Origin of the sequence: Bacillus timonensis, from assembly GCF_004799755.1 — a bacterium.
Lineage (GTDB): Bacteria > Bacillota > Bacilli > Bacillales > Bacillaceae_L > Ferdinandcohnia > Ferdinandcohnia timonensis_A.
On the sequence record NZ_SLUB01000050.1, the window covers coordinates 19924 to 35350 of the forward strand.

The 15427-nt window shown below is 41.7% G+C and carries 12 protein-coding genes; 2 read left to right on the forward strand and 10 right to left on the reverse strand.

Features of this window, described 5'->3' with window-relative positions:
• Positions 1 to 4: 4 nt before the first annotated feature.
• Entirely contained in the window at positions 5 to 1183 is a 1179-nt protein-coding gene (locus tag E1I69_RS19415; protein ID WP_136381217.1) for an acetyl-CoA C-acetyltransferase, read from the reverse strand.
• Positions 1184 to 1585: 402 nt separating this feature from the next.
• The gene (locus E1I69_RS19420; protein WP_136381218.1) at positions 1586 to 3706 is read right to left on the reverse strand and encodes a (Fe-S)-binding protein; all 2121 of its coding nucleotides are present in this window, start codon (positions 3704 to 3706) and stop codon (positions 1586 to 1588) included.
• A 348-nt stretch (positions 3707 to 4054) separates the two neighbouring features.
• Between E1I69_RS19420 and cls the strand changes: the two genes are divergently transcribed.
• Entirely contained in the window at positions 4055 to 5260 is a 1206-nt protein-coding gene (gene cls, locus E1I69_RS19425; protein WP_136381219.1) for a cardiolipin synthase, read from the forward strand.
• Positions 5261 to 5350: 90 nt separating this feature from the next.
• Here the strand turns inward: cls and argS are convergent, their stop codons facing one another.
• The 8 genes from argS to speE form a co-directional block, all read right to left on the reverse strand.
• The gene (gene argS, locus E1I69_RS19430) at positions 5351 to 7021 is read right to left on the reverse strand and encodes an arginine--tRNA ligase (RefSeq protein ID WP_136381220.1); all 1671 of its coding nucleotides are present in this window, start codon (positions 7019 to 7021) and stop codon (positions 5351 to 5353) included.
• Entirely contained in the window at positions 7022 to 7453 is a 432-nt protein-coding gene (locus tag E1I69_RS19435) for a DUF1934 domain-containing protein (RefSeq protein WP_136381221.1), read from the reverse strand.
• A 117-nt stretch (positions 7454 to 7570) separates the two neighbouring features.
• Complete coding sequence (locus E1I69_RS19440; protein WP_136381222.1) at positions 7571 to 7948, reverse strand: cytochrome-c oxidase; 378 nt, start codon at positions 7946 to 7948, stop codon at positions 7571 to 7573.
• A gap of 156 nt (positions 7949 to 8104) precedes the next feature.
• Positions 8105 to 8314: a heavy-metal-associated domain-containing protein gene (locus E1I69_RS19445; RefSeq protein WP_136381223.1), complete on the reverse strand. Its 210-nt coding sequence runs from the start codon at positions 8312 to 8314 to the stop codon at positions 8105 to 8107.
• A 113-nt stretch (positions 8315 to 8427) separates the two neighbouring features.
• Complete coding sequence (locus E1I69_RS19450; RefSeq protein WP_136381224.1) at positions 8428 to 10323, reverse strand: heavy metal translocating P-type ATPase; 1896 nt, start codon at positions 10321 to 10323, stop codon at positions 8428 to 8430.
• A gap of 353 nt (positions 10324 to 10676) precedes the next feature.
• Positions 10677 to 10775, reverse strand: a complete 99-nt coding sequence (locus E1I69_RS19455; RefSeq protein WP_136381225.1) for a putative holin-like toxin — start codon at positions 10773 to 10775, stop codon at positions 10677 to 10679.
• 210 nt (positions 10776 to 10985) lie between these two features.
• Positions 10986 to 11864 (reverse strand): agmatinase, encoded by an 879-nt coding sequence (gene speB, locus E1I69_RS19460; protein WP_136381226.1) that lies wholly within the window; start codon positions 11862 to 11864, stop codon positions 10986 to 10988.
• A 15-nt stretch (positions 11865 to 11879) separates the two neighbouring features.
• The gene (gene speE, locus E1I69_RS19465) at positions 11880 to 12707 is read right to left on the reverse strand and encodes a spermidine synthase (RefSeq protein WP_136381227.1); all 828 of its coding nucleotides are present in this window, start codon (positions 12705 to 12707) and stop codon (positions 11880 to 11882) included.
• A 474-nt stretch (positions 12708 to 13181) separates the two neighbouring features.
• Between speE and E1I69_RS19470 the strand changes: the two genes are divergently transcribed.
• Positions 13182 to 15251, forward strand: coding sequence for a transglycosylase domain-containing protein (locus E1I69_RS19470; protein ID WP_136381228.1), 2070 nt, complete (start codon positions 13182 to 13184; stop codon positions 15249 to 15251).
• Positions 15252 to 15427 lie beyond the last annotated feature (176 nt).

Consider the following 15427-nt stretch of genomic DNA (forward strand, 5'->3'; position numbering starts at 1 on the left):
GTTTTTATACTTGAACCATTATTGCGTCGCCTTGACCTCCACCACTACAGATGGCTGCAATTCCGATGCCACCGCCACGACGTTTTAATTCATGGATTAGTGTAATGATAATCCTTGCTCCACTTGCCCCGATTGGATGACCGAGCGCTACTGCTCCTCCGTTAACGTTCACTTTTTCAGGATCAAGATTGGCAATTTTTCCACTTGTTAGCGCTACTGCCGCAAAGGCTTCATTGATTTCAAACAAATCAATTTCGTCGAGGGACTTTCCTGTTTTCTTTAAAAGTTTATTGATGACGAGTCCCGGTGTCTTTGGAAAATCTTTTGCTTCAACGGAGATTGCAGCATGGGCTAGTATCGTTGCAATAGGCTCTTTTCCTTCCTGCTTTGCCCGCTCTTCACTCATCAGAACAAGAGCCGCTGCCCCGTCATTCACGCCTGGTGCATTACCCGCTGTGATTGTGCCGTCTGCATTAAACACAGACTTTAGCTTTGCTAATTTTTCTAGCGTTGTATCTGCACGGGGTGCCTCATCTTTATCAACGATTGTAACCGTACCTTTACGTCCTTTTACTTCTACAGCCACAATTTCTTCAGCTAGTTTACCTGACTCGATCGCCGCAACCGCACGCTCGTGACTACGAAGTGCCCATTCGTCTTGTTCCTGCCGTGAAATGTCAAACTCTGATGCTACTTCATTTCCATAGGTACCCATGTGAACACCTTGGAAGCTGCAGGTTAAACCATCATGAACCATTAAATCTTTTAAGCTTGCATCCCCCATTCGAAGCCCGGATCGTGCTTTTGGCAAAAAGTAAGGCGCATTGCTCATGGATTCCATGCCGCCTGCTACAATGACTTCTTCATCACCAGCACGAATGATTTGGTCAGCAAGTGTGACACTTCGAAGTCCTGATGCACACACTTTATTAATGGTTTCTGTTTTCACTTCCCATGGGATTCCCGCGTTTCGTGCGGCCTGACGGGATGGAATTTGGCCTTGACCACCCTGTAAAACCGTTCCAAAGATCACTTCATCCACATTGTTACCTTCGATGCCTGCTCTCAGTAACGCTTCCTTAATGGCCATTCCACCAAGCTCAGGTGCAGTTAACGAACTAAGACTTCCTCCTAATTTTCCAAATGGAGTACGAACACCGCTGACAATCACTGTTTTTCCCATGCTCCAACCTCCTAGATTTTTATTCAGATACGCAAATTAGAAACCGCTTACATATTTTTGACTGAACGCTCGCTCAACCTTGTCTGAAAGAGGGAGGCGTACCATCGCACACCTCTCCTTATCTGTTATTCTATTGTAAGTAAATTGAATGTTTCCTATATTCCTATTTTACAACATTGGTAATGGAAGATAAATCATCTTTTACCATTTCCCCGCATTAACTGGCAGTAAGATTTCCACTTCTAAAAGCAGAGCAGAAGTGGGAAATCCACTGCCAGTAAAAGCCCGATTATATGAACAAAGACTAAGAGCGCCACGTCCTGTGGCAACGTCTTTGTGACCCACATCGTGTGGGCCTCAACTAACATTCAGTGAAAAACCACCACTGAATGAAGTTTCACTTTAAGATGCAATTTCTTTTTGTTCTCCAACAACTGATCGTTCAAGTATTTCAGCAATATCATATGTGCCAATTTGCTCTTCAACTTCCTTCGCCTTCGTCCCATCGCTTAGCATTGTTAAGCAGTAAGGGCATCCAGAACCTATTGTAGTTGGATTTACAGCAAGCGCCTGCTCTGTTCTTGCTACGTTTATGCGTGTTCCGGTATCCTCCTCCATCCACATTAGACCGCCACCAGCTCCACAGCACATCCCTTTTTCACGGTTACGTTCCATTTCAACGAGTTTGACACCTGGAATTTGTTTTAAAATTTCACGTGGTGGATCATACACGTCATTATAACGTCCTAAATAACAGGAATCATGCCAAGTGATGACTTCGTTTACTGCATGCTTAGGAACCAATCTGCCTTCTTTAACAAGGTCATATAAGAGCTCCGTATGGTGGAACACCTCAACACCCTCAAGCCCCATATCAGGATACTCATTTTTGAATATATTGTAGGCATGTGGGTCGATTGTAACAATCTTCTTCACTTCTGCTTTTTCAAATTCCGCAATATTGTTTGTCGCAAGCTCCTGGAATAAGAATTCGTTTCCAAGTCGACGTGGGGTGTCACCAGAGTTTTTCTCCTTGTTTCCTAAAATCGCAAACTTCACGCCTGCTTCATTCATCAATTTTGCAAAAGAGAGCGCGATTTTTTGGCTTCGGTTATCAAATGCACCCATGGAACCAACCCAGAACAGATATTCAAACTCTTCGCCTGCTTTTTTTATTTCTTTAACGGTTGGTACATGAACATCTTCACGGACTTCACGCCAGTTTTCTTTTTCCTTACGGTTAAGGCCCCATGGATTTCCTTGACGCTCAATGTTCGTCATCGCACGCTGGGCATCTGCATCCATTTTTCCTTCTGTCAGTACTAAATAACGACGTAAATCAATAATCTTATCCACATGCTCATTCATAACAGGACATTGGTCCTCACAGTTACGGCAAGTCGTACATGCCCAAATTTCCTCTTCTGTAATGACATCCCCGATTAAGCTTGGGCTGTAGGCTAATTCAGCTGTTGCAGCCGATTCATTTGCGCCTTGGCTAGCGGATGCTAGTGCTAGTTGATTCCCCTTTGTATGATTGAAAGCAACTGCTGGTACCCATGGGACACGTGAAGTCACGACTGCTCCTGTCTCGGTTAGGTGATCCCGTAATTTCACAATCAAATCCATTGGTGACAGCATTTTTCCAGTGCCTGTCGCCGGACACATATTGGTACAGCGGCCACATTCAACACATGCATACAGGTCAACTAATTGTGTTTGCTTAAAGTCTTCAATTTTTCCAACACCAAAGGTTTCTTGTGTTTCATCTTCAAAATCAATTTTTTCAAGTTTTCCTGGGCTTGTTAGTCTGCTTAAATACACATTCGCAGGTCCTGCGATTAAGTGCGCATGCTTGGATTGCGGCACATAGACAAGGAAACTTAACAGGAAGAGTAAGTGAATCCACCAAGCGATATAGAAAACCACAATCGCAGCCGTTTCATTAAGACCACCTAAAGCAAGCGAAATGACTGATGCAATTGGCTCGGTCCATGATGGATCATGACCATGCCAAACGATTCCCGCCCCATTTCCAAGTAAAACGGACAGCATCAAGCCACCGATAAATAATAGAACCAGTCCCGATTTAAAGCCTCTTTTTAGACGTACGAGCTTTTCCACATAACGTCGATGAAATGCCCATACGACAGCCACTAAAATCATAAATGTGACGATCTCTTGGAAAAATGTAAAGCCTGGATACAATGGTCCCAGCGGAAGATGGGAGCCTGGCTTTAAGCCCTTCCAAATAAAATCAATCGCACCGAATTGGACAAGAATAAACCCATAAAAAAACATGACGTGGATGGCTCCACTCTTTTTATCCTTTAAAAGCTTCTTTTGTCCGAATACGTTAATCCAAATCCGCTCAAGGCGTTCCTTTACTTTTCCATCAAATTCGACCTTTTTGCCGAGCCTGATATAAGCAACTCTAGTCTTGATAAGGTATACAAACAAATAAATGGCGTAAGCGGTTACAGTTAGGAATGCAAGAAGATTTATTACCAAGAGGATATCCATGTTCAAACTCCTTTCTTAACGTTTTAATAGAAATGAATTCGCCAAGGCGAATTGCGCCCAAATTTTTAGGCCCACACGAAGTGGGTCACAAAGACGTTGCCACAGGAAGTAGCGTCTTTAGTCTTTGAACCTATGCCCGATAATTTCATCTGAAAAATCTGTGGCATCCGTCGGGGCAATATTTCATTTAGGCTTTATTGCCTGAATGAAATATATATTCTGACTATGTTGTTCATACCTCCATTATATAATGAATGAGCATTCAGTCAATATTTTTCTTGTGAAATCTCAAATAAACATTCTAATTTTCGTATAAACTAAGTGAACGCCACTATAGGAGGGGTAATTTTGTTGCGAACTATCATTTGGATCGTCCTTATTATCATCATTCTATTACTGTTACTCCGCCTTGATTACAGTCTCGGAAGAAAAAGTCACTTAAAAAAACAAGTTGACGATGAGTTTCCATTGCGTAACAGTGATATTTCCCTTTATGCCACAGGGGAAACACTCTTCTCAGACCTTTTTACAGACATTCAAAACGCAACCGAACATGTCCATGTCGAGTTTTATATTTTGAAGGACGATGACATTAGCAAGGATTTTGTTTCCCTTTTAACGAAAAAAGCGGAGCAAGGTGTCGAAGTACGTTTACTTCTAGATTGGGTTGGCGCACACAATGTCACGAAGGAAATGGAAAAAGACTTGACCCGCTCAGGGGTTTCATTTGCCTATAGCAACAAACCAAAATTTCCCTATTTATTTTACAAACTCAATGAACGTAACCACCGGAAGATCACCGTCATTGATGGAAAAACAGGGTATATGGGTGGGTTCAATATTGGAAAAGAATATCTCGGTGAGGACCCGAAATTTGGGTTTTGGCGCGATTATCACTTGAGGCTAACCGGTGAAGGTGTCGCAGACTTACAGACACAGTTTTTGAAGGATTGGTTTGACGCCACAAAGGATGCTGTTGGTAATCGTGACAGTTATTTTCCACCGCTTCATAAAGGAAAGTCGCAAACAAGGTTTATCGCAACAAACGGGGCTTACCTGGAGGACGATTTCGTCGGAATGATTAAGCTGGCCGAAAATGAAATTATTATCGGATCTCCTTACTTTGTACTGAGTGATCAACTCAAACAGGAATTGATTGCCGCTAAGAAACGCAATGTGAAGATACGGGTACTTTTACCAAAAAAACCAGACCATCCTTTTGTAAAAGAAGCTGCCATTCCCTATTTAGACGAGCTGTCAAAGATCGGCATTCAGTTCAATATGTATACAAGAGGTTTTTACCATGCAAAGGTAATTTGTATCGATGACAAGCTATGTGACATCGGCACCGCCAATTTTGATAAACGAAGTCTTTATTCGAATTATGAAATCAATTGCTATATCCATGACAAGGAAGTCATTAAAGACCTTAAAAAAATTGTAGAAGAGGACTTTACAACATCAACTAAGCTTACACAGGATCGTATCAATGAATTAAAGTCTGAGAAAAAGTTCAAAATCAAATTCGCGACCTGGATTTCGCACTTTTTATAGGGTGACGGTGAGGAATACTGCCACTATCTGAAAAATACTGCCACTAACAAATCAGGCACCCGCAGCGCGGGTGCCTTTCATATTGAACTATTACATTTTCTCCGGTGCAGATACACCGATTAATTTTAATGAATTCTGTAACGTAATTTGAACTGCCTTCATGAGCGCAAGACGTGCTTTTGTTTTTTCCAAATTGTCTTGGTCGAGCACTTTCTCCGCATTGTAGAAGCTATGAAGTGCCGCTGCCAGTTCATTGATATAATTTGTGATACGATGTGGAATCCGCTTTTCAGCCGCTTCTGTTACAGCCGCTGGGAACTCACCAAGCTTTTTCAAGAGATCAACTTCTTTTTCAGAATTGATATGCTCAAGTGCATAGCTTCCGTCTAACGCAATATTCATCTCATCTCCAGAGCGAAGCATGCTACAAATACGTGCGTGTGCATACTGTGCATAGTACACAGGATTTTCATTTGATTGAGATACTGCTAAGTCAAGATCAAAATCAAGATGTGTATCAGAGCTTCTCATCGCAAAGAAATAACGAACGGCATCTAAGCCAACCTCTTCAATCAAGTCACGCATCGTAACAGCCTTACCTGTACGTTTACTCATCTTCATTTTTTCACCATTTTTAAAGAGGTGAACGAGTTGAATGATTTCAACCTCAAGTGTGTCCTTGTCATAGCCTAACGCCTGAATCGCAGCCTTCATACGCGGGATATAGCCGTGATGGTCGGCACCCCACACGTTGATTAATTTTTCGAAGCCACGCTCTAGCTTATCCTGGTGGTAGGCGATGTCCGGTGTTAAATACGTATATGACCCGTCATTTTTAATCAGAACGCGGTCTTTGTCGTCGCCAAATGTTGTGGAACGGAACCATGTCGCGCCATCTTCTTCATAAATATGACCTGCTTCGCGCAGCGCATTAAGAGCTCGATCGATTTTTCCGTTATGGTAAAGAGAAGTCTCAGAATACCATACATCAAATCGGACGCGATACTCTTCTAAATCCTTTTGAAGCTTTTTCATTTCATATTTCAAGCCATATTCTCGGAAAAAGTCGAAGCGCTCTTTTTCATCCACATTGACATATTTATCGCCAAATTCTTCAGCAAGTTGCTTTCCGATTCCCACGATATCTTGGCCATGATAGCCGTCCTCAGGCATCTCGGCATCCTTGCCAAGTGCTTGCATATAACGCGCCTCAACAGACTTCGCTAAATTATTGATTTGGTTACCAGCATCATTGATGTAATATTCACGGGATACTTCATAGCCCGCTTTTTGTAAAATATTACTTAACGAATCACCCACCGCTGCTCCACGTGCATGCCCAAGGTGAAGGTCACCTGTAGGGTTTGCTGAAACAAACTCCACCTGAACCTTTTGCTTGTTGCCTACTGTTGTTTCACCGTATGCTTCGCCTGCTGTTAAAATGGCCGGAATTAAGTCGGTTAAATAGGAATTGTTCATATAAAAATTGATAAACCCTGGTCCTGCGATTTCAATTTTTTCGATTGAAGCTTTTGATTTATCAAAGTTTGCCACGATGTCTTCGGCAATCATGCGAGGCGCTTTTTTCGCCACACGAGCAAGTTGCATTGCCATGTTTGTCGCATAGTCTCCATGCGCCTTATCCTTTGGAAGTTCCAATACAACTTCAGGAATTTGTTCTTCTGTAGCTAGTCCAGCCTTTAAAACTGCGTCTTTAACTTCCGCTTTCAAACGTTCTTTTACTTGATCAACAACATTCATCTAGTTTCGCTCCTTAAATGTAATGGTTATTTTATGTAATCCAGACATTTCACCGTGAAGTGAAAGTTCATATGCTAAAAACAACGTCCCTTTTCGGGAGTTTTTGTACCATTTGTATTCGATATTATTCGTCTTAGCTGTGAGGGTAAATGTTCCGATCTGATTTTGAAAAGAGCCGTTTGTGGTTTCATTCTTTCGGTAAACCTGCCTCATTTTCACCTGTCCGGAACGAAGGATGAGAACCTCTTTTTCCGAGATTTTGATGACCGTTTTAACCGTACCAGCATCTTGCTTTTCATTAAACTGCAAGTATGTATTGTTGCCCTTTATGTAGTATAAACCATTTGCGTCAAAAGCAACGTTTTCTTTCCGCTTGCCGTCTTTAATTTCGGTAACAAATTTGAGGTCAATCGGTACTCCTGCCTGACTCATTTTTACACATCCCTATAAGTCGTTAACTTTACTAGTATACGGCATTTTGTGCGGGGATTTCAAATTAAAAAAGAAAACTCGGCTGATGCCGAGTAAGCGGTGAGTTTTATGAAGGTGTTATTGTTTGGTGACTTTGACGTTCAAAAAGATATTGATAGCAAAAAGGATGATTGCGAGGGTGGTAACCGTACCGCCGACCGCAATGGCCGGTTCGACCGCTGGGTTGCCAAGCAACAGCATCGTGAGTCCAATCATCATCACGGGTAAACCAATGTTATGAAGCCAAAAATGAATCTTTCCAAGCTTTGATTCTCCGGCCTGCGGGAATAAATAATAGACAATACCTGCGAGCCCCATAGATGCCCAACCAAGTAAGTTAATATGAACATGGACTCCTGTTAAGGTGTACGAGTGTGACATTGACATACCCATCCCAATTAGAACACCAATCACAAAATACAATGCCGCCATCTTTAAAAAGCGAATCCCAACCATGATACTCCTCCTTTTTTAAGTAAACATCTAGTTCAAATGTAGTATATTCACGTAAGCAAAAAGAATTGTCGTAATTATTAAAATATATTTAAATCAGGGCTTTGGTCACGCAAAAATAAAACGGACAAGCTTTAAGGCTGCTTGCCCGTTTCATCTTTAATGTAAGACTTTGTAACCAAGTTTTTCAATGGTGTCAGCTATTTGATCTTTTGAAACCTGGTCAGAATTAAATGTTGCCTTCACCTTACTTGAGTTAAATAATACTTTTGCTTCTTCTACACCCTCCATTTTCCCAATTTTTGTTTCGATCTTTTTAATACATGATGGACAAGTAAGGGGTTCTAATTGTAGTTTAATGGTTTCCATGTTAATCTCTCCTTTTTTCTTTTTCTATTCTTATTGTAAGATGGTTTCTCAAGTCCTTCTTTGACCTAGGTCAAAATTTGAAGGTTCTTCGTAACAATCACCCCCTAAAATGGTTAAGCAGTTGCTACCTGTAATGCATGTTCCTTCTTCATTGTCTTGCGGTTGAAGCCCATTAACCTCATGGCATTCAGGATTACAAGCAGGACACTTGCTTCATGGATGAACATTCCAGACGCTAGGTGAACGGTTCCCATAAGTACCCCCGTTAAGAGTACAAAGGCAATGCCGACTGCAAAGAATGTATTTTGCTTCATGTTTCGGATGGTTGCTTTTGATAATGAGTAAGCATGTGAGAACTGCATGAGCTTATCTGCCATTAAGACGACGTCAGCCGTTTCCATTGAAATATCTGTGCCGCCTTCGCCCATTGCAAGACCGATATCCGCTGTTGCGATTGCTGGAGCATCGTTGATCCCGTCTCCTGCCATGGCTACAACATGACCTGTTGCTTTTAATTTTTTCACGTATTCTACTTTATCCCCTGGGAGTAACTCTGCATGGAATTCATCCAAACCTAAGGTAGTCGCGACAAGCTCTGCAGTATGTTTGTTATCACCCGTCAGCATGACGATTTTCTTAATGCCATTTTTTCGCATTTGGGCAAGTGCTCTTTGTGCATCTTCCCGAATTTGATCGGCGATTGAGAAAACACCTGCGATTTTGCCATCGACACAAGCAAGGATTGCGGTGTTTCCCGCTTTTTCTCGGTCAAACGCATAGGCACCAACGGTATCTGGAATTTCGATATCTTCTAAATCCATCAGTTTGCGATTTCCGATTGCGAGTACATGGCCTTCGACCTTTGCACGAATCCCATTTCCTTTAATGACTTCGCCGTCTTCTGGTTCATTCTCTAAAGCTAGTTTTCTCGCCTTTGCTTCTTTTACAATTGTTTGTCCTAGATGGTGCTCAGAAATGGTTTCTGCTTGAGCAACGAGCTGTAATAATTCATTTGTTTCAAAGTTTCCAAACGTCTTAATATCTGTTACTTCTGGTTTCCCTTTCGTCAGTGTCCCTGTTTTATCGAAAACGAGCGTGTCTACTTTAGAGAAGATATCCATGACTTCTCCACCTTTAACCAAGACACCGTTCTTCGCTCCATTCCCGATTCCAGCAACATTGGATACCGGGGCTCCAATTACAAGTGCACCTGGACAAGCAATGACAAGGAAGGTAATCGCGATATGGATGTCTCGAGTGAATAGGTAGACAAGTACCGATAAAACAACAACAGCTGGTGTATAGACATTCGCAAACTTATTTAGGAATTTTTCGGTTTTTGATTTAGATTCCTGTGCTTCTTCCACTAGTTCGATGATTTTGGCAAAAGTTGTATCGTCTCCCACTTTCTCTGCAATCAATTCAATATAGCCATTGTCGACGATGGTGCCGCTGAATACCTTGTCTTCTATTTTCTTTGTAGCCGGGACAGATTCACCAGTAACCGCTGCTTCATTTAGTGAAGCCTGACCTGAAACGATTCTGCCATCGACGGGAACCTTCCCTCCAGAGCGGATAATCACACGGTCTCCTACAAGTACTTCCTCAACCGGTATCGTGACTTGGCTGCCATCTCGGACAACAACCGCTTCCTGTGGTGCCATTTCTACTAAATCCTTTAGTGAGGAACGTGTTTTCTCCAACGTGCGTGCTTCTAAATAATCACCGAATAAAAAGAGGAAGGTTACGACTGCGGATTCGACATATTCACCGATAAGCAATGCTCCAATAACAGCAATTGTGACGAGCAGTTCAATGCTGAATGCCTTCATTCTTAATGCTTGAAAGGCTTTAATGAAGATCGGGATTCCTGCGATGACTGTCACAATAATGAGTGAAGCCGATTTTAAAGTATCGTATCGTGTTAAATGAAAAATCAATGCAAGAACAAGCAGTGCTCCCGAAATGACTGTGGCTTTCGTTTTTTGTTTGGTTATCCAATTGATCATTTTGATTTTCTCCCCTTTCCTTCTATATCTTTATGATGAAGGGAAGTCAGGCTAAAATATTTGACCCCCGTCAAAATTAGAAAAAACTCACCAAACAATCTTGGTTTGAGGAGTTCATTTACACAACAAAGGTCATGGACTCTTGTATCGAATCCATGACCTAGTTTACTTTTTATTCTTAATGTATTTTGCTATTATCAAAAAAATGGTATACTATATATATAATTCAACACATATTAATAAGAGAATTGGTTGCTCTAACAACCAATCCTCCATCATACAGTCTACTGCAAGAAGTGCAGTGGTCCTAAGCGAGAAAAGCTCACCATCTAACTGGACATTAGCAGGGTGAGCTATTTCTTTTTGTTAAACGAAATAACTATGGCAATGACTGCTACGATTAATGTTCCGAAACCGATCATAAGAGATAGCGCCTCGTAAACAGTAACCATATTACCACCTCCCTTCTCTAGGGAAGTGACCACATTGCCCACCCTGCTTCAACTGTATAGCTCCATTATAACCCAAATCTTGTTCGTTTTACCTAGAACATACCAAAAAATCTCATTCCTTATTCAACTCCCTCTTTACTTTGCTTTTATTTATTGCTTATTTAATAACAAAAAGCCTGGACCCTAAAGCCCAAGCTTTCCACTCACTATTTATTTCTTCTGAATCCACCCTAAAATCATCTCACGAATCAGCTTACTTGCGGTATTCGCCGTTTGCTCAGAAGCATCGTAAATTGGTGCAACTTCCACCAAGTCTGATCCAACCACTCGAATGTCGGATTTCGCAATCTCATGAATCGCACCTAATAATTCCTTAGACGTAATTCCACCAGCATCCACCGTACCCGTTCCCGGTGCATGTGCAGGATCTAATACATCAATATCAATCGTTACATATACTGGACGACCTGCTAGCTTTGGCAAGATCTTTTTTAACGGCTCTAGCACTTCAAATTTTGAAATATGCATACCATTTTCCTTCGCCCATTGGAACTCTTCCTTCATTCCTGAACGGATGCCGAATGAAAAGACATTTTCCGGTCCAATTAATTCAGCAATTTTACGAATGGGTGTTGAATGAGAAAGTGCCTCTCCTTCGTAGTTCTCACGCAAATCGGTATGGGCATCCATATGGATAATCGCTAAATCTGGGTACTTTTTATAAACAGCCTTCATTACTGGCCAAGACACGAGATGCTCGCCGCCCATGCCAAGTGGATATTTTCCAGCAGCCAACACCTGATCGACAAAATCCTCAATCATATCCAAGCTGCGCTGTGGATTTCCAAATGGCAATGGAATATCGCCGGCATCATAGTACTTCACTTCATCCAATTCTTTATCAAGATATGGACTATATTCCTCAAGTCCAATCGATACCTCGCGAATTCGGCTAGGGCCAAATCGAGAACCTGGACGGTAGCTTACTGTCCAGTCCATCGGCATGCCGTAAATAACCGCTTCGCTTTCCTCAAAATTCGGATGGCTTTTGATAAACACATTTCCTGAATAAGCTTCATCAAATCTCATCAAAAAATCCCCCAATTATTTCGTTAAGTCAGCAACAAATTTAGGCAATACAAACGCTGCTTTGTGGATTTCTTTTGTATAGTATTTTGTTTCGATCTCATGGAAGCGATCTTCGCTTACCTCTAATGGATCATATTTTTTCGAACCGATTGTGAATGTCCATAGGCCACTTGGGTATGTTGGGATATTCGCAAGATATAGACGTGTAATTGGGAAGATTTCTTTTACGTCGCGTTGTACGTTACGGATTAAGTCCGGTGTGAACCATGGGTTGTCCGTTTGCGCAACAAATACGCCGTCTTCTTTTAATGCTTTTGAAATGCCTGCATAGAAACCTTTTGTGAACAGATTTACCGCTGGACCTACAGGCTCAGTGGAATCAACTAAGATGACGTCATACTCATTTTCACTTTCGGCAATATGCATAAATCCATCGCCGACCTTCACATCTACGCGTGGATCCTCGAGCTTGCCTGCAATTTCAGGTAGGTATTTCTTTGAGTACTCAATTACTTTTCCATCAATATCAACTAGCGTTGCTTTTTTCACGCTTGGGTGCTTTAACACTTCACCGATTACCCCGCCGTCACCGCCACCAACAACAAGGACGTTCTCAGGATTTGGGTGAGTAAATAGAGGTACATGCGCTACCATCTCGTGGTACACGAACTCGTCGACTTGAGTGGTCATCACCATGCCATCAAGAACAAGCATGTTGCCAAATTCCTCCGTTTCGATCATATCAAGCTTTTGAAACTCCGTTTGTTCTGTATGTAAGGTTTGTTTAATTTTTGCTGTGATCCCAAAGCTTTTTGTTTGTTTCTCCGTAAACCATAATTCCATGTGTATAACATCCTTTCGATTGAAAAATTCAGAGATTCTATCCCCTTATCGTTCCCTATTCCTTCAAAAAAATTGATGTTTTTGCCTAATCTTGCTAAAGGCAAAAGTTGATGGATTGCCTTGGCATACCCTTAGTCTCGTACTTCCGCTGTCTAGCTGCAGCGACTAGAAACTCGAGAAACTTCAGCTCCTCCTACAGAAGCAAAAAGCGCTTCTTAGTCGGAGTCTCCGACGCACAGGAAGTGCTAGTGCCGACTTCGCCATAGGACGTGGCGTCTTAGTCGGCCAGTTTTCTCGTTTCTGACCAAGTCGCCTCCGCTTTTCTATCTCAACTGAAAAAAGTATAGATGAAACTAGCGAAAATGCAAGAAAATTTTTCATCTTTTAGCAAATAAATGTTTAGAAAGAGGGATTTTTTTTCATACTGATTGATATATGCCTTAGAAAAAGAGAAAAAAAGAGAGGTGAACCCTGGTGGAGCTTATTACAAATGATCGGTTAAAAATCGCGATTAAGATTTTACGCGCTTGTCTTTTCATAGGCTTAATCGGCTGTGCCCTTATCACGGTGGGTATTTTAGGCGTGCTTTCCTACGCAAAAACCCAGGGAGCACCTCCACTTGCAGTGCCTTTATCGACCTTGTTCTACGCGGAGGATGGAACATTAATCGGAGAAGAACGTCATCAGGGCGAAACCCGCTACTGGGTGTCGCTTGATGACATGTCCGAAGCTGTTATTGATGCAACGGTATCGATTGAGGACCGGAACTTTTTTGACCATAACGGCTTTGATTACAAGCGGATTGGTGGAGCGGTCCTTGCCGATATTAAAGCAATGGCAAAAGTACAAGGTGCGAGCACGATTACCCAGCAATACGCTAGAAACCTATTTTTAGAACATGAAAAAACATGGAATCGAAAACTCACCGAAGCCCTTTATACGATTCGACTTGAGCAGAATTATTCCAAGAAAGAGATTTTAGAAGGGTATTTAAATACGATCTATTATGGACATGGTGTCTATGGAATTGAAGCTGCCGCAAATTATTATTTCGGAAAAAGGGCGAGTGAACTATCAATTGCTGAAGCATCCATGCTTGCGGGTATTCCGAAAGGCCCGACACATTACTCACCTTTAGTAAATGAAGAAAAAGCAAAACAGCGCCAAAATGTCGTTCTTCGCTCCATGGTTCAAAATGGGGTCATTTCAAATAAAACGGCTGAACAAGCACGTGCAGAAGAGCTAACTTTTACTGGCAACAAAGTTGTTGGACGTGAAGACATTGCCCCATATTTTCAGGATGCTGTAAAAAAAGAGCTACACTCTAAATTGAAGCTCGATCAAGACACGATTGAAACAGGCGGCTTACGAGTCTACACGACACTAGACCCAGACCTGCAAAAAATGGCGGAGGAAAAAGTTACAAACGTTATAAAAGAAGATTCCGGGATTCAGCTTGGATTTGTTGCGATGGATCCGAAAAATGGCGAAGTGCGAGCGTTAATTGGCGGGCGGAATTACGAGGAGAGTCCTTTTAACCGGGCCATTCAAGCAAAACGGCAACCTGGTTCAACCTTCAAGCCGATTTTATATTATGCTGCACTTGAGAAAGGGTACACGCCGTCCACCCAAATTCGAAGTGAACTCACGACATTTTCATATGATGATGACCGTTCAACCTATACACCGCGGAATTATAAAAATTACTATGCGAATGACTCTATTACATTGGCACAGGCGATTGCCTTGTCTGACAATGTTTACGCTGTAAAAACGCATCTTTTCCTTGGTGATGGTGAACTGGTCGACACTGCGAAAAAGGTGGGAATCAAAAGTAATCTTAAAGATGTCCCTTCACTTGCGTTAGGGACTTCTGGGGTAAGTGTACTTGAAATGGTTAATGCGTACGCCACTTTTGATAATGGTGGGACACGACATAAACCCATTTTTATTACAAGAGTTGAAAATTACAAGGGTGAAATCATCTATGAAAATGAGCCCAAACCTAAAAAAGTGCTTGATGAAGATCTCGCGTTTGTGACAACACAGCTTATGACAGGGATGTTTGATGAAAAATTAAATGATTATACGGCTGTAACCGGATCCACAATTAGTGATAGGCTGACCCGATTTTATGCTGGAAAGTCTGGTTCAACGGACACCGATAACTGGATGATCGGATACTCACCACAGCTTGTCGCCGGTATTTGGACGGGCTATGACAATAACGAGCCCCTGACAATTGTCGAAGAAAGCCATTATGCAAAAAATATTTGGGCTGAATTCATGGAGGAAGCCCATCAGGATATCGCACCTAAACCCTTCAAACCTACAGAAGGGGTAGTCGGGGTATATGTAAATCCAGACACCGGCTTGCTTCCAACAAAGGATTGCCCTGTTTCCAGGCTGACGTATTATAAAAAAGGAACCGAACCAACAGAATATTGTTCAAAGAATATGGAAGATGTGAAAAAGGATAAACCAAAGAAAAAGGAAGAAAAAGAAAAAAAAGGCTTCTTTAAGCGCATGTTTGATTGGTTTTAATGTGGGACATAGGGACAGGTTCACTAGCTTTGCATAATTGCATTTATTTTGATAAAAAGTAATATATTTACAGTTAGTTTTTTTGCTTGGGAGCTAAAACAACAATCATGAATAAAATTGTTGTTTGTTCCCATTTTTTGGTATTTTCTTTACTTTATTTTCCTTTTAATACGTTT